This is a genomic window from Neobacillus sp. CF12, from assembly GCF_030348765.1.
Taxonomy (GTDB): domain Bacteria; phylum Bacillota; class Bacilli; order Bacillales; family Cytobacillaceae; genus Neobacillus.
The window spans coordinates 1657897-1674024 of the sequence record NZ_JAUCEU010000007.1; the positions used below are offsets into that span (position 1 = coordinate 1657897).

The window sequence follows — 16128 nt, forward strand, 5'->3', positions numbered from 1 at the left end:
TTTTGATAGACTGTATCTCTGTCTATTCAAAAGGGATTTTTAAGATGTAATTATAACGTAACTCCGCTCTTAAAAATCGAAATCTCTCTAAAGTCATTTTTCTCATTGTTGACAAATTCTCCGCTTGCAACTTGAACAATATAATCCACAAAATCATTCAACACTTGTTCTGACATTACTCCATCATCCAACAAAGTTCCAGCATTAAAGTCGATCCAGTGTGGTTTTGTTTCAAAGATTTGGGTGTTAGTTGAAATTTTCATCGTTGGAACAAAGGTTCCGAACGGTGTTCCCCTGCCTGTTGTAAACAAAACCATCTGGCAGCCGGCTGCCGCAAGAGCTGTGGATGCGATAAGATCATTTCCTGGCGCACTTAAGAGGTTTAATCCTTTTGTTTTAAGTGTTTCGCCATATTTTAAGACATCGACTATGGTGCTTGTTCCCGCTTTCTGTGTGCACCCAAGAGATTTGTCCTCTAGCGTTGTAATACCTCCAGATTTGTTCCCTGGGGAAGGATTTTCATAAACAGGTTGATTATGACGCAAAAAATATTCCTTGAAGTCGTTAATTAGATCGACAATCTTTTCAAATACCTTTTCATTTGCTGCACGTTCCATTAATATTGTTTCTGCTCCAAACATTTCCGGAACTTCAGTGAGGACGGTTGATCCTCCTTGTGCGATTAAATAATCTGAGAACTTACCTAGAAGCGGATTGGCAGTTATACCAGAAAAACCATCTGAGCCGCCACATTTTAAACCAATTTTCAATTCTGAAAGAGGAACGGGTTCTCTTTTGTCATTTTTGGCATTTTCATAGATTTCCATTACCAATTTAAAGCCTTCCTCGATTTCATCGGTAACATTTTGGGAGATTAGAAATTTCACTCTCTCCTCATTTACTTCTCCCAACGCCCTTTTAAACTCTGGCAGCTCATTATTCTCACAGCCAAGACCTAAAACAAGAACACCGCCTGCATTGGGATGCTTTACTGCATTAATCAGTATTTGTTTTGTGTTTTCATGGTCATCACCTAGCTGTGAACATCCATAGTTATGCTTCAAGACAAGGACATTGTCAAATGGGCGAATGTCTCCAACATGACGCTCAAACCGCTTGATAATTTTCTCAGCAATTCCGTTCACACAGCCTACTGTAGGCACAATCCATAATTCATTTCGAATTCCAACATTACCATCTCCCCGACGGTATCCCTGGAAGGTTCGATTTTCATTATTATATAGATTCTGAGATTCCTTAAACACGTATTGGTATTCCTGAGTTCCTGAAAGATTCGTTTTTGTGTTATGAGTATGAACATGTTCACCAGGTGCAATCAAACCCAGTGCATGCCCAATCGGATAGCCGTATTTAATAATATCCTCATTTTCATAAATATCTTTAACAGCTATTTTATGGCCGCGGCTGATGTCTTCTTTTATTTGTATATTCTTTCCATTAAGATAAATGGTTTCATTTTTCTTAAAGTTCCTTAGTGCTAGAATAATATTATCGTTTACAGTGATTTGAAGAAAATCCTTCATTTGAGCGGCCTCCTACTAAATAGATGTTTCAAACAATTCTTTAAGAGCTTCCTTAACTCCCATTTGATAGATTGTAAATAGGTTTGTACTGACGGTACTTTCTAGATTTGGAATAGAGGTCAAATCCATCCCCCATAACCTTTCCTCCGCAAGAACCTTGTTCACAAGTTCCTTTATAGTAAGCTCATGCTGCTCAAATTTTTCCCAGTTAGTTTTAAAGAATTGCACATTTACTGGATCATCCTGAAGTTCGATTACATCATTTCCTCTTTTTCCTCGATAAAAATAAAGCAGGCTGCTTAATGAAAAAACCATTCGTTTTGGCAGGCTGTTATATTTCTCAACATAATCCAATAAAGCGGGCAGGTTTCTTGTCTGAAATTTAGAAATGGAGTTTAGTGCGATACTCATTAAATAATGCTTGATATAAGGATTAGCAAAACGGTTCATCACATCATCTGCATAGTCTGCAAGCTCTGTTTTACTCCCCTCTAAGGTTGGGATTATTTCCTCTGCGATCATTTCTTTAATAAACATGCCTATTTCTTCATGATTTACACTTTCTTCCACCGTGCTTAAACCGTATAGATAAGCAACCGGAGTTATCGCTGTATGGGCGCCGTTTAATATCCTGACTTTCCGTATCCTGTAAGGAGTTAAATCATCGACAATCAACGTGTTAAGCCCTGTTCCTTCCACTTTCAGCTCATTTTTGATCCATTCCGGTCCCTCAATGACCCAAAGGTGATACTGCTCACCTACCACCATCAATTCATCCTCATATCCAAGTTGTTCGGTTTTTTCTTTATAGGAATCGGTTGGAAATCCCGGTACTATTCGATCTACAAGGCTTGAACAGAAAGTATTAGCGTTCTTTACCCATTCAATAAATTCATCCTCAAGGTTCCATAAGCTTGCATATTGCAAAACGATTTCTCTCAGTTTTCCCCCGTTTCTTTCAATTAGTTCACAAGGAATGATTATGCAGCCGCGCTTTTCATCACCGGCAAACGCCTTGAAACGGTAATAGAGAAACGCAGTCAGCTTCCCTGGAAAACTCTTTTGCGGCCGATCCTCCAACTGGTCTGTTGGGTCAAACATAATTCCAGCTTCCGTCGTATTCGAAACAATAAATCGGAGATCCTCTGTCCCTGCGAGCTTAATATATTCCGGATAATCGGTAAATAGATTTATACCCCTGCTAATTGACTCAATTACCAGATGCTGATTTACCAATTCGCCTTCTTTTATCCCCTGTAAGTAAAGGGTAAACAGTCCATCCTGATTATTTAGCCTTTCAATCTTGTTATTGCCTCTTGGCTGGACAACCACTACACTTCCATTGAAATCCGTCTTTTCGTTAAGAACTTGGAATTGCCAGTCAATAAACCCTCTTAGAAAATTCCCTTCCCCAAACTGAAGCACCTTCTCGGGATACGAGGGGTAGTCCTGATAAATTTTATTATTTAGTCTTTGCACCAACTTTTTCCCCTTTCTACTATGCACACGTTAACATTTTTATTCAAAAAGAAAGGTAAAAACTAACCTTTCTTCTTAACAGAATCCCTTATGATTAATTCTGTATTGGCAAAAACTTTGGCCGCTTTTTGTTCCCCGCCTGTTACGAGTGAAAGGATTTTTTCCGCACCTAGTACACTAATTTTTTCTACCGGTCGTTTTACCGTTGTCAGCTTTGGGGTTGTATATTGGGCAAAACCAATGTCATCAAATCCAATAATTGAAATGTCATTCGGGACATTCAAACCTTTAGCAAACACGGCATTCATTGCACCAATGGCCATATCGTCATTGGAACAAAAAACGGCAGTCGGAGGCTTTTTCAAGGATAGTAATTTTTCCATTCCCTGATAACCGCTTTCCATATCATAATTTCCGCTCACAGAATACTCCGGTTGAATCGGAATGCCATTATCAATCAGCGCAGTTAGATAACCTTCCTTACGCATTTGCGTAGATTTAAAGGTTGAAATCCCTTCAATGACTGCGATGTCTGTGTGTCCGCAATCGATCAAATACTGCACAGCTTTTCTTGAACCCTCTGTATCATTAGAAAGAATATTGATGATATCATCTTCTTCAATTTCTCTGTTCAGCACAACAAGAGGAATTTCCTTTTGCAGGACATGATAGATAAAAGAATGATCCCGTACACTCTGGCTCATTAAAATGATCCCGTCAAACCTTTGTGAATTAATACTCGAATAATCCTGGTAATCATCGATACCACGGATAAACAAGTTATATTCCTGGCTAATGACACTATTTACACCTTTTATTGTATCTGCAAGAAAGCTTGCGGAAGTCCCATTGCTAATGCTTGTTAAAAATAAACCAATTGTATGCGACTTTTGCATGACTAGGCTTTTAGCATTGTAATTAGGGGTATAATTTAGCTGGGAGGCAATTTCAAGGATTTTTCTCCTTGTTGGCTCTTTGATAAGCGGGCTGTTATTCAGTGCCCTAGAAACAGTTGTATGGGATACATTGGCCAATTTAGCAATATCTTTTATGGTAACCATTGTCTGACCTTCCTTTTGCATTCTCTATTTTCGTTCATCATACCTTATCGGCCTTGCCCCGCCAGCTTTCATCAATTAATTATTAGAGATATGTTCAACTATGGCTGCTTCCTGAAAATCAAAATAATTTTTGGCATTGTTATAAGATATTCCCTGAACAATATTTCCGAGTAACTCCAAATCATCTGGAACTTCACCGTTTTCAACCCATTCTCCAATTAAATTACAAACCAATCTCCGGAAATATTCATGCCTTGTATAAGAAAGAAAACTCCTTGAGTCCGTCAGCATTCCGATGAATCGGCTGAAAAGTCCGACAGAAGACAATGCCTTCATCTGCTCGAGCATGCCCTCCTTTGTATCGTTGAACCACCATGCTGTACCGAATTGAATTTTACCTGGAGTCCTTCCGTCTTGGAAGCTATTAATGATACTTGCGATTACCACATTATCGCCTGGATTCAAGGAATAAATAATGGTTTTTGGAAGCTTTTTTTCCTGCTCTAACGAGTCAAGTATTTTTACTAACGGCTTTGCAATCTGGTCGTCGTTAATGGAATCATACCCGGTATCAGGACCAAGAATCTTAAACATCCTTTTATTATTGTTACGGTGTGCATTGATATGGAACTGCATTGCCCAGTCCAGCTCTGCATAAAGCTTGCCAAGAAAGATTAACGTAAACGTTTTGAACTTCTTCTCTGCATCAAGAGAAATAACGCTGCCGGATATTCTTTTAGCAAAAATTCCAGCCACTTCTTCAAAGCTAGTTTCTTCATATACCATAGAATCTAAAGCATGGTCTGATACCCTTCCTCCAGCTGAATGAAAAAAATGGACGCGTGATTCTAGTGCAGCAAGGTAATCTTCATAATTGGCAATATCAATTTCGGCTGCTTCCGAAAGCTTAGCCACCCAATCTATGAATCCTTCTCGATTTATTTCTAATCCATTATCAGGTCTGAAACCTGGTACAACACTAACCGGAAAGTCATTTTCTTCTTTTAATTTTAGATGGTATTCAAGGCTATCGATCGGGTCATCTGTTGTACAAACAACTTTTACCTTTGAATTTTCAATAAAATCCCTGACACGAAACCCTTCCTCGTTCAACTTTGCATTTACTTTTTCCCAAATATCTGGGGCACTTTGCTCATTCAAAATATCATAAATTCCGAAGAAACGCTGTAATTCTAAATGGGTCCAATTGTATAAGGGATTCCCTATTGTCATTGGTACGGTTCTAGCCCATGCAAGGAACTTCTCATAGTCACTTGCATTGCCGGTTATATATTCTTCTGAGATTCCGTTTGCTCTCATGGCTCTCCATTTATAATGATCACCATACAACCAGGCTTCGGTAATATTTTTAAATTTCTTATTTTCATAGATTTCTTTCGGGCTTAAATGGCAATGGTAATCAATAATTGGCATGTCTTTTGCGTAATCGTGGAATAAGGAGATAGCGGTTTTATTCTTCAGCAAAAAATTTTCATCCATAAACTTTTTCATTTTGCACCATCCTATTATAAAATGTTAACGTTAACAAAATCCTGTATTTTCAGTCTAACAAATACGAAAAACATTGTAAATATAAATTGTTAACGTTAACAATGATATGTCGTCATTCTCCTTTTATACGCTGACTGCCTATATAAAATGGTTACCTCTTTTTAATATTTCCACTGAATTTACTTGTGAGATATAGCCCAGCTCTCTAAAGGCACTTTCCGTTGACCATGGTTTACCAGGATTATCAGAAACACCATAATATGTTCCATACTTAACAGTTGATTGAAGTGCCAAATCAAAAAGCTGGACTGTATCTTCATGGGATAATATAGTTCTAAGGAGACGATCATCTTCTGTTACTGCCTTTTGTTCATCAGGATGAACACTTCCAATCCGCAAATTAATGATTGAAAGATTGTCTGTCTGTCGAGCCAATACTTGACCAATATTTTCAGAGGCAAATTTTAATACCCCGTAGAGTCCACATGAGTTAGGATAATCACTAGTATTGATTTCTCTCCCTAAAGATGAAAACCCGTTATTCTCATAGTAATCTGTTGTATGATTGCTGCTTGCATAGACTACTTTGGGAATTCCTAGTGTAATTGCTGCGTGCAACACATAGAAGGAAGATACGAAATGGATATTAGTCATGTTATGAAAGTTCTGGACATCCTTTAACTCATTTTCAGTTTTTATGGTGAGTAAATTAATAAGGGCACCCGAATCTTTTGGAATGCTGTGCAACAGCGTGTCAAAATTCGTTGCATCCACCCTTACAAACTCCGCTGACTGTTCAGAAACATTCTTATCTAGGATGACTATATCATATTTGTCATGGAGCCCGTTGTATAAAATCGTTCCAATTGTCCCAGCCCCGCCTAAAATAGTTACTTTTTTTTTCAATGTTTTTCCTCCGTTAAAGTTAATTCCTTATCTAGAAATTTAGGTTAAACCCTTTTATTCCTTTATTAAAATTACCGTTCATGAAAAAAGATATCCCTTTTGTGAGAATAAAAAGGTAAATAATAAAAAACCAAGGACAAAATATTCCCTGGTTTTTAAGCTTTGGTTTCTATTAAGTTTTCCTGCAAGCACTTTTAGAAAAAGTTGTATTCGGCTACCAAAGCAGACCTAAGTAATCTTAAATTTTTATTGAATAATTAGTCTGTATTTCCATTGGTAATCCTACGTAATTTTCGGCAAGACTGATTGCTGCTGCCTGTGAAGAAGTCACATAATCTAACTCCGCCAATTGAATGTTATATTCAAAAGAGCTATGTTCAAGGTTCCGATGCAGCATAGTGGTCATCCAATAAGAGAACCTTTGTGCCTTCCAAATACGGCGGAGACAAATTTCCGAATAACGATTAAGCAAATCTTCCTCACTGGAACGATAATATTCACTCAAGCCCCTTGCCAATACTTGCACGTCCGCTGCAGCTAGATTTAAACCTTTCGCACCTGTTGGAGGAACAATATGGGCTGCATCGCCCGCGAGGAATAGGTTACCATAACGCATCGTTTCACATACAAAACTACGCATGGATACAATGTTTTTTTGAATAATTGGTCCATCCTTTAAAATCCAGTCATCCAAATCAACTCTTGCGTGAAGTTCTGTCCAGATTCGATCATCTGACCAATTTTTAATATCATCCTTTGGATCTACCTGAATATAATGACGTTGAATTTCAGGGGACCTTGTACTAAGTAAAGCAAAGCCTCTTTCATGATTTGCATAAATCAATTCTGGATTAACGGGAGGGGTCTTGGCCAAAATTCCTAGCCAGCCGAATGGATAGATTTTTTGTTTTTCAATTCTTACATTTGCTGGGATAGCTTGACGACTAGGTCCATGAAAACCATCACACCCTGCAATAAAATCGCATTCTATCTCCTGAAGTTCACCTTCAGGTTCAAGTCGAAATTGAATTTTTGGTGTGGTAGATTCGATTTGGCGCAGGTTGACATCGCTTACATTAAAATAGACCTGACCAGCTGCATGAAGACGTGCAGCCACTAAATCTTTAATGACTTCATGCTGTGCATAGACCATAATCCTTTTCCCGCCTGTAAGTTCGTGGAAATCGATTCGATGCCTCTTTCCGTTAAACTGTAATTCAATTCCATCGTGAACATGACCTTCTCTCATCATCCTCTCTCCGACGCCCGTCGAATTCAACAAATCAACTGTACCTTGTTCTAAAACCCCGGCACGAATAGTCCCTTCAATATCCTCTCTTGACCGAGATTCGAGAATAATAGATTCTATTCCTTGTAAATGTAATAAATGGGATAGTAATAATCCCGCTGGACCGGCTCCAATAATCCCAACTTGCGTTCGCATGAACTCTCTCCTTTGTTAACAGAATAATAGACTAAAATAAAGCAGAATGAAAACGATTATGGTTTCATTCTGCGATATATGTTTACTTTACATATTCAGACTCAGCTTGGTTGTTTGTACTTACAGCTTTTCTATTTCCAAATGTAATAAGTGCGTTCCAACTGCCTGACGATTGGCCATCTGCTAGATAAGCAGGTTCAGAGGATTCCTCAATCATGCTGAACAACATAGCAAGGTGACGTCCCCCTGACTCTACCCTGGCAAACCTTGTATAGTCAGGCAGCATTTCATAGGCTGCTTGATAATTTTTATTCATAACAAATTCGATAAATTGTTTATCCATCGCATGTTCGGTAACCGTCGGCTTATTATGTCTGCCGCGGACTAAATTATGGGACAATGCACCGCTGGAAACAAACACAACCTTTTTCTCACTTTCCCGTAATACCTTAGCAATCACTTGCCCCCACTTATACGTTTCCTCTAAACTTGCCGCCAAGGTGACAGATAAATTAATAACCGGAATATCTTCATTCGGAACCAAGTACCGCAATGGAACAACACTGCCATAATCCCATAAATAATAAGGATCATTCACTCCTTGAACCTGCATTCCCGCTTCTTCTCCTGCTTTTACTAATTGATTGGCCAGGTCTTCATCACCAGGGTAATGGTATGCAACATCCTTAATTAAATCTGGTGCTTCAAAAGCGGTTAGTATTCCTTTATGTATAGGAGTGCAGTCTACATAATGGAAGAAAGTAGATGGCCAATGACATGAAACTAAAACAATGACATCCGGTTTTATCTCCTTCAGTTGTTTCCCAATTTCCTTCATTGCAGATGCCATATCCTTTTGGAATTCAGGGACTAGATCCTCATGACACATACTTGGGACATGAGGAACCAACATACTAAATTCAATCGTCATAGTAAAACCCCCACCTTGAGATTTTCAATATAAATGATTTGGTTATTTTTCAATTGGCTCCCCAGCTTTTCCCCAATGCGTTTTTGGAATCTCGGTCACGAGTACTCTTATATTCTCTTTCGGAGCATCCAAGGTTTCGGAAACTGTCATGGTTACATTATGAATCAATTCAGCAACTTTTTCTTTCGGTCTTCCTTCTAGTATTTGCACAGTTATGATTGGCATGAAACCCCTTCTCTCTCTTAAAAATTAATCCGTCACTGTAAAGGTTACTTCCCCTAAACCATCAAACTTACCACTAACGATATCCCCATAATTCAACCTAATAGCACCGGTAATTCCACCTGTTAGGATTACATCACCTTTACGAACTTTTTCTCCTTTTCGAGCAAGCATGTTGGCTAGCATGGCGACAGAATGTGCCGGGTGCCCAAGAACGGCAGCACCTGCTCCTAATTCTTTAATTTCACCATTAATAGAAAGGGTTGCTCCAACCAGGTCAAGTTCAAATTGATCTGGTTTTTTTAGGGATGTACCGAAAACAACCCGTGAAGTCGATGCATTATCCGCAATGACATCCGGTAGGGTAAAGTTAAAGTTTTCATAGCGGCTATCAATAATTTCTAATGCTGGAAGCACATATTCCGTTTTTGCAAGAACTTGAGCTCCTGTTACTCCGGGACCTTCAAGGTCTTCTCCCATCACAAAGGCAATTTCAGCCTCTACTTTTGGATGGATTTGATCAGATAAACGGGCCTTTCCTCCGTTTTCAATCAACATATAATCAAACACATATCCATAAATAGGCTCTTCAACACCCATTTGCTTCATTTTTGCGAGGCTTGTCAAACCCATCTTAGGACCAATCATTCTTTTTCCTTCATTTAATTTAATCGTAACTATCTCTTGTTGAACTAGATAGGCTTCTTCTACTGTTAAATCTGGCTTTAGATTCGATGTTACCTTCGCAACCTCACGTCTATCGACTTCGGCTGAAACTAAGTATTTAGCAATCTCATTGTATTGACTCATTTCAATTCCTCCTTAAACGAAAGCATCTAGCTTTTGCTTGGCCAGTTCAGCAGCTACATCCATAATCATATCTTCCTGACCGCCAACTACATGTCTTTTTCCAAGTTCAATTAATATCTCGCGCGAATCAACGTTGAATTTTTTTGCTGCTCGTTGGGCAAACAGCAGGAAGCTAGAATAAACGCCAGCATAGCCAAGAACTAGGCTGTCTCTCGTAATTTCCTGAGGTTTTTCTAAAATAGGAGCAACTAATTCCTCCGCTATATCCATCATTTTAAAAACATCGATGCCGGTTTTTATTCCCATTTTATCAAGGACAGAAACTAAAACTTCTGTTTGTGTATTTCCTGCACCGGCACCTAAGCAGCGAATACTGCCATCAATTCTAGTTGCCCCCTCTTCAATCGCTGCAAGCGTATTCGCCATGGCTAAAGAAAGATTGTTGTGAGCATGGAATCCGACATTAACCGTTAATTGATCTTTAAGGGCACGAATTCTTTCGCTAACTTGGTGTGGAAGCAACGCTCCAGCAGAATCAACCATATAAACGGTATCTGCTCCATAGCTTTCCATTAATTTTGCCTGCTGTACTAACTTGGCTGTCGGCACCATATGGGACATCATTAAAAATCCGACAGTTTCAAGTCCCAGGTCCTTTGCTAAAGCGATATGCTGCGGCGCAACATCTGCCTCTGTTACATGGGTGGCAATTCGCGCCATTTTCGCTCCCAGTTGTGCAGCCTGCTTTAACTCTGGCATTGTTCCAATCCCAGGTAAAAGGAGAACGGCAATTTTGGCATTTTTTACAACAGATGCTGCTGCTTCGATTAACTCCATTTCGTTGGTTAAAGACAATCCGTATTGTAAGGAAGATCCTCCCAGCCCATCACCGTGAGAGATTTCAATATATGGTACATTTGCTCTATCCAAAGCTCTTGCAACATTGGTTACTTGTTCAACCGTAAATTGATGTCTAATGGCATGACTTCCATCGCGTAATGCTACTTCAGTTATTAAAATGTCTCTTTCTAAAACCACTTCTTTCATCTCTCCTTTCCTTAGACCGTTACCTTCGCAATTTTAAATTTCGCCCATTCTTCGGCCACTTTAACGGAAGCAGCAGTCATGATATCTAAGTTACCTGAATACTTAGGTAAATAATCTCCAGCCCCTTCGACTTCAATAAATACAGTTACACGATTTCCATCAAAGATTGGTTCCTGCCTTAACCTGTAACCCGGGACATACGATTGAACCTGCTTTTCCATTTCAAGTACCGAAGCTGTAATTTCTTTTTCTTTAACCACATCACCTTCAACCATAACATGAATGGTATCCCTCATAATAATAGGCGGCTCAGCTGGATTTAAAATGATAATCGCTTTTCCTTTTTTTGCCCCGCCAATTTTTTCAATTCCCCGTGCGGTTGTTTGCGTAAATTCATCAATATTCGCTCTAGTTCCTGGACCTGCACTCTTGCTTGAGATGGTTGCCACTATCTCTGCATACTCAACACTCTGCACGGTGTTAATCGCATGAACCATTGGGATCGTTGCCTGCCCTCCGCAGGTAATCAAGTTAATATTATTCGCTTCTACATGCTCTCCAATATTGACTGAAGGAACGACAAGGGGTCCAACTGCTGCTGGAGTTAAATCAAGCACTTGCTTTCCAGCTTCTTTCAATAACTTCGCGTGTCTGATATGTGCTTTTGCACTCGTGGCATCAAAAATGATATCCGCTACATCTGGATTTTCTAAAAACCCGTTAATTCCTGTATCAATCGTTTTAAGCCCAAGTTCCCGTGCTTTTTTTAATCCATCTGAATCAGGGTCAATGCCAATGACCGTGGTTAATTCAAGTATTTTCGACCTGAGCAGTTTTAGCATAAGGTCTGTACCAATGTTACCGGAACCAAGGATTGCTACTTTTACTTTAGACATAGTACTCCCCTTTCTTTATGTTAAAAATGAACACTAACCTGCCCAATGTGAGCGAATCTAGCTGTGAATGTATCTCCAGCACGCGCCTCTACTGCTGCTGATAAAGCACCTGATAGAATGACCTCTCCTGCGCGAAGTGGTATATCAAATTCAGACAATTTATTCGCTAACCAGGCTACACAATTGGCTGGATTGCCTAAAACTGCTGCACCAACCCCTGTATTGACTAATTCACCATTTTTATAAAAGGCCATTCCGAGTAGTTCAAGATCGATGTCTTCAACCTTGACTGGCTTGCCGCCCAGTACATAAAACCCTGATGAAGCATTATCTGCAACCGTATCGGCCAGCTTAATCTTCCAGTCTTTTACTCTGCTATCGACGATTTCAAGAGCAGGAACGACATATTCCGTTGCCTGAAGAACATCTAGAACGGTAAGATTCGGCCCTCGTAATTCCTTTTTTAAAATAAAAGCAATTTCAGCCTCCACCTTTGGCTGCAGTACTTGATCAATTGAAATAGATCCTCCGTTTTCAACCACCATAGTATCTAATAGGTGTCCATAATCTGGCTCATCAACACCTAAAAGAGTTTGCATGGCCAGGGAAGTTAAACCAATCTTCTTCCCTACGATTTTCTGTCCCTGTTCAACTTTTTTCTTTATATTTTCCAACTGTACATAATAGGCTTCCTTCACGGTTAACTCCGAATCGATTGATGTAAGTGGTAAAATTCCGACTCGAGTGGATTCTGCTTCTGCCAAGACTCTTGCATACTCTTCTATTTTACTGTTCAACTTTCTTACACCCTTTCTACAGTTTAATCGTAATATTGGATAATTCTGAGTAGAAATCAATGCTGTGCATTCCGCCTGTCCTGCCGATGCCGCTGTTTTTCATTCCGCCAAATGGGGTACGAAGATCGCGTAAGAACCAAGTATTGACCCAGATAATTCCCGCTTCAATTTGATGGGCAACTCGGTGAGCACGTCTTAAATCATTGGTCCAGATGGTAGCACTTAAACCATAATGAGAATCATTCGCTTGCACAATCACTTCTTCTTCCATATCAAATGGCATAACCGTCACGACAGGTCCAAATATTTCTTCACGGACACAACGGGAATTCCGGTCCAAACCAGTAATTATGGTTGGCTCTAAATAATAACCTTTTTCGAATCCATCTGGGCGTTTGCCGCCTGTAAGAATGTTCGCACCATCATTTCGAGCAATTTCAATATAGCTATTCACACGGTCATAATGTTCCTTACTGATCAGTGCTCCTACCTTTGTATCCTCGTTTTCCGGTTGACCAACTTTTAATGTTTTTACTTTTTCAACAAATTTCTTCAAGAATTCTTCATAGGCTGGGCGTTCTACGTAAATTCGTGAGCCGCACAAGCAAACTTCTCCTTGATTAATGAAACTCGATTTAATTGTCGTTTCAACGACTTCGTCAAGGTCCGAGTCGGCAAAAATAATATTTGGATTTTTACCGCCAAGTTCAAAGGATAGTTTCTTTAACGAACTGGATGCTGCTTTCATAATCGCAGAACCGGTTCCTGGTTCACCAATAAAAGAAATCGCATCAATATCGGGATGTTCTGAAATGGCACCGCCGGCGGAATTTGGACCGAAACCATGTACTAGATTGACCACACCCTCTGGTACACCAGCCTCTTTACAAATCTCCATTAACACTGTAGCCGTCATTGGAGTCCATTCAGCAGGTTTAATCACAGCAGTGTTCCCCATCGCTAGACAAGGTGCTAATTTCCAAGTTAGTAATAATAATGGGAGATTCCAAGGTTTAATAATACCAACAACCCCAACAGGCCGGCGGTACGAATAATGGAGGGCTTGATCATCCTGCTGATTTGCATCCGTATTAACAGAAATCATATAATCGGCAAAAAAGTGAAAGTTATACGCTGCCCGCGGGATATCGATGCTATTCGCAAGCCAAAATGGTTTACCGGTATCCAATGATTCTAAACGGGCTAATTCCTCTTGTCTTTCCAAAATCAAATCACCGATTCGACGAAGAATTTTTGAACGTTCTCCTGTTGTGATATTTTTCCACTTTCCATTTAATGCTCTGCGTGCAGCAGCCACTGCGTAATCGACTTCATCTCTCCCGCCTTCTGCAACCGTTCCTAATACTTCTTCTGTAGCTGGATTAATATTTTCAAAGGTCTTTTTATTTTGAGACTCAACGAATTGCCCATTAATAAAGTGTAAGCAGTTAATCGCTTTTACTTTTGTTTCTACCTGCATGTTCGTATTCCTCCTAATTGGAAATATTTAAATATTTTCACAATTTGATGGTAACGCTTTCGAGTTTCACATACAACGCCCTTGTTGCTCTATACGCAACACAATTAAAGAATTTAGAAATAAATTTTAATAATCTAAATTATCTTAATTTTCCCTTTCCTTTTAAAAAACTTTCTGCTATATTGCGTACTATAGAACAACAGCGTTTTCTATATTGAAACAAAGGAGTGAGTCACCTGGAACATAAAAATCAAGAGGATGTTTATCTATCATCCGTAAAGAATGCTCTTAGAATATTAAAAAGCTTTTCCATGGATGAGCCTGAAAAAAAGGTTAGTGATATTTCCGCTTCACTTGGACTAAACAAAAGCACGGTTAGCCGGACGATGGCAACTCTGGCAAGTGAAGGATTTGTTTATAAAGACCCTGATACGAAAAAATATTGTCTTGGTCTCTCCCTTCTTTCGTTAAGCAGCATCGTCAATAGTAATACAGATGTTTACCGTGAGTCTTACCCTGTCTTAAGCAGGCTTGTAGATAATCTTGGCGAAACCGCTCACATTTCTGTTATCGATAAATTAGAAGTTATTTATTTGCAAAAAGTAGAATGTAATCATCCCGTAAGGTTCTTGACCCATGTTGGGAGACGAAATCCTCCCCACTGTACCAGCTCGGGTAAAGTGCTGCTTGCCTATGCAGATGAGGAATTAGTTGATAGAGTTCTCGAAAGAGAGTTAGAAAAATACACCAAACATACCATTACAGATCGAGATAAATTCCGTACTCATTTAAAAGAAATTCGAAAAAATGGATATTCTACTAGTTTTGAAGAATTAAATGAAGGTGTAAATTCTCTAGCTGCCCCTATATATGATTACAGAGGTAAAGTAATTGCCGCCTTGTCTGTCGTTGGGCCTAAACAAAGAATTCAGTCCCATAAGATTCAAGCTTTTGCCAAGAAAATTATTACTGCCGCCATGGAAGTCTCAGAACGAATGGGATACAGAGGCTAACCTTAAAATATTTTGGAAAAGGAGCTTTTCAAATGCATGATTTTCATACTCATTTTATCCCGTCAGATGTTATAACATGGCTAAAGGATAACAAGGAATTAATAAATGCCAAATGGACAAAAACGGACGAAAACAAGAATGAATTTTTAGTAGTGAATGAAAAATGGGGTTTTGAGCTTAAGCAGGCTTTCATCGACAGTGAACGCTATTTACAAGAACAAGCAGCCGCCGGTGTAAGCCATTCAGTTGTTTCACCCATCCCGCAACTTTTTCTATATGATTTTCCTGATGAAATTACAACGGAAATTTCCAACGTATACAACCGTTCATTGGCTGAGTGGTCAAAATCTGCACCCCAAAAAATCTCAGCATTAGGAACCGTTCCCCTCACTAACCCAGACAAAGCAGCTCAAGTCTTACAAAATGCCATGAATCTTGGACTAAAAGGAGTCATTATTGGCCCAGGTCTGCCAGGTCAAATGTTATCTGATGGATTTTTCACACCTTTTTTTGAAGAAGCGAATCGTCAAAAAGCCATTGTCTTTATCCATCCACTGTTGTGTGAAGACCCTCGGTTAAAAAGAAGAATGATGCCGAATTTGATAGGAGTCCCGTGGGAAACTACCGTTTGTGCAACCGACCTTTTATTAAGTGGATTAATTGACACATATCCAAATGTAAAAATCCTGTTTGCCCACGGCGGTGGTTTCTTACCTTATCAAATTGGTCGGCTGGACAAAGGTTACGAGCAATGGAAACTTGTTTCCTCCAACCTAAAGGCACCGCCATCTGAATACTTGAAACGCTTTTGGTATGATACCGTATTGTGGAATGAAGAAAGTTTGGAATTCCTCGTTAAAGCAGTTGGAACTGACAGGGTTGTTCCTGGATCGGATTATCCTTTTGACCTTTCTGTTTGGCCTCCTGAAGTAAAATTTCAAGAGGGTATATATTCTTTATTAGGTTAAGGTAATAAAGAAATAAAT

15 protein-coding genes are annotated in these 16128 nt (G+C 39.3%); 2 read left to right on the forward strand and 13 right to left on the reverse strand.

The window, feature by feature from the left end:
- Positions 1-50: 50 nt before the first annotated feature.
- The 13 genes from QUG14_RS08015 to QUG14_RS08075 form a co-directional block, all read right to left on the reverse strand.
- Positions 51-1544, reverse strand: a complete 1494-nt coding sequence (locus QUG14_RS08015; RefSeq protein ID WP_289339987.1) for a UxaA family hydrolase — start codon at positions 1542-1544, stop codon at positions 51-53.
- A gap of 15 nt (positions 1545-1559) precedes the next feature.
- Positions 1560-3023 carry a tagaturonate reductase gene (locus QUG14_RS08020; protein WP_289339988.1) on the reverse strand — a complete coding sequence of 488 codons (1464 nt, stop codon included), beginning with the start codon at positions 3021-3023 and terminating at the stop codon, positions 1560-1562.
- Between the two features lie 62 nt (positions 3024-3085).
- On the reverse strand, positions 3086-4084 hold the full coding sequence (locus tag QUG14_RS08025) for a LacI family DNA-binding transcriptional regulator (RefSeq protein ID WP_289339989.1): 999 nt from the start codon (positions 4082-4084) through the stop codon (positions 3086-3088).
- A gap of 75 nt (positions 4085-4159) precedes the next feature.
- Entirely contained in the window at positions 4160-5596 is a 1437-nt protein-coding gene (gene uxaC, locus QUG14_RS08030; RefSeq protein WP_289339990.1) for a glucuronate isomerase, read from the reverse strand.
- Between the two features lie 138 nt (positions 5597-5734).
- Positions 5735-6502: an NAD-dependent epimerase/dehydratase family protein gene (locus QUG14_RS08035; protein WP_289339991.1), complete on the reverse strand. Its 768-nt coding sequence runs from the start codon at positions 6500-6502 to the stop codon at positions 5735-5737.
- Between the two features lie 238 nt (positions 6503-6740).
- A complete protein-coding gene (gene pobA, locus QUG14_RS08040) occupies positions 6741-7946 on the reverse strand; it encodes a 4-hydroxybenzoate 3-monooxygenase (protein WP_289339992.1) in 1206 nt (401 codons plus the stop codon).
- Positions 7947-8028: 82 nt separating this feature from the next.
- Positions 8029-8877 carry a DODA-type extradiol aromatic ring-opening family dioxygenase gene (locus QUG14_RS08045; RefSeq protein ID WP_289339993.1) on the reverse strand — a complete coding sequence of 283 codons (849 nt, stop codon included), beginning with the start codon at positions 8875-8877 and terminating at the stop codon, positions 8029-8031.
- Positions 8878-8919: 42 nt separating this feature from the next.
- Entirely contained in the window at positions 8920-9102 is a 183-nt protein-coding gene (locus tag QUG14_RS08050; protein WP_289339994.1) for a 4-oxalocrotonate tautomerase, read from the reverse strand.
- A 24-nt stretch (positions 9103-9126) separates the two neighbouring features.
- Positions 9127-9909 (reverse strand): 2-keto-4-pentenoate hydratase, encoded by a 783-nt coding sequence (locus QUG14_RS08055; protein WP_289339995.1) that lies wholly within the window; start codon positions 9907-9909, stop codon positions 9127-9129.
- Between the two features lie 12 nt (positions 9910-9921).
- The gene (gene dmpG / locus QUG14_RS08060) at positions 9922-10956 is read right to left on the reverse strand and encodes a 4-hydroxy-2-oxovalerate aldolase (RefSeq protein ID WP_483310715.1); all 1035 of its coding nucleotides are present in this window, start codon (positions 10954-10956) and stop codon (positions 9922-9924) included.
- Between the two features lie 11 nt (positions 10957-10967).
- Positions 10968-11852 (reverse strand): acetaldehyde dehydrogenase (acetylating), encoded by an 885-nt coding sequence (locus QUG14_RS08065; RefSeq protein ID WP_289339996.1) that lies wholly within the window; start codon positions 11850-11852, stop codon positions 10968-10970.
- Positions 11853-11872: 20 nt separating this feature from the next.
- Positions 11873-12649: a 2-keto-4-pentenoate hydratase gene (locus QUG14_RS08070; RefSeq protein WP_289339997.1), complete on the reverse strand. Its 777-nt coding sequence runs from the start codon at positions 12647-12649 to the stop codon at positions 11873-11875.
- 16 nt (positions 12650-12665) lie between these two features.
- Positions 12666-14129: an aldehyde dehydrogenase gene (locus tag QUG14_RS08075; RefSeq protein WP_289339998.1), complete on the reverse strand. Its 1464-nt coding sequence runs from the start codon at positions 14127-14129 to the stop codon at positions 12666-12668.
- Between the two features lie 236 nt (positions 14130-14365).
- Between QUG14_RS08075 and QUG14_RS08080 the strand changes: the two genes are divergently transcribed.
- Entirely contained in the window at positions 14366-15142 is a 777-nt protein-coding gene (locus tag QUG14_RS08080; RefSeq protein WP_289344100.1) for an IclR family transcriptional regulator, read from the forward strand.
- Positions 15143-15174: 32 nt separating this feature from the next.
- Complete coding sequence (locus QUG14_RS08085; protein WP_289339999.1) at positions 15175-16110, forward strand: amidohydrolase family protein; 936 nt, start codon at positions 15175-15177, stop codon at positions 16108-16110.
- Positions 16111-16128: the final 18 nt, after the last annotated feature.

Bases quoted from the DNA above. Each gene is read 5' to 3' on its own strand.
- QUG14_RS08045 (WP_289339993.1), bottom strand. From the start codon at position 8,877: ATGACGATTGAATTTAGTATGTTGGTTCCTCATGTCCCAAGTATGTGT.
- QUG14_RS08050 (WP_289339994.1), bottom strand. From the start codon at position 9,102: ATGCCAATCATAACTGTGCAAATACTAGAAGGAAGACCGAAAGAAAAA.
- QUG14_RS08075 (WP_289339998.1), bottom strand. From the start codon at position 14,129: ATGCAGGTAGAAACAAAAGTAAAAGCGATTAACTGCTTACACTTTATT.
- QUG14_RS08065 (WP_289339996.1), bottom strand. From the start codon at position 11,852: ATGTCTAAAGTAAAAGTAGCAATCCTTGGTTCCGGTAACATTGGTACA.
- pobA (WP_289339992.1), bottom strand. From the start codon at position 7,946: ATGCGAACGCAAGTTGGGATTATTGGAGCCGGTCCAGCGGGATTATTA.
- QUG14_RS08085 (WP_289339999.1), top strand. From the start codon at position 15,175: ATGCATGATTTTCATACTCATTTTATCCCGTCAGATGTTATAACATGG.
- dmpG (WP_483310715.1), bottom strand. From the start codon at position 10,956: ATGAAAGAAGTGGTTTTAGAAAGAGACATTTTAATAACTGAAGTAGCA.
- QUG14_RS08015 (WP_289339987.1), bottom strand. From the start codon at position 1,544: ATGAAGGATTTTCTTCAAATCACTGTAAACGATAATATTATTCTAGCA.
- QUG14_RS08025 (WP_289339989.1), bottom strand. From the start codon at position 4,084: ATGGTTACCATAAAAGATATTGCTAAATTGGCCAATGTATCCCATACA.
- QUG14_RS08055 (WP_289339995.1), bottom strand. From the start codon at position 9,909: ATGAGTCAATACAATGAGATTGCTAAATACTTAGTTTCAGCCGAAGTC.
- uxaC (WP_289339990.1), bottom strand. From the start codon at position 5,596: ATGAAAAAGTTTATGGATGAAAATTTTTTGCTGAAGAATAAAACCGCT.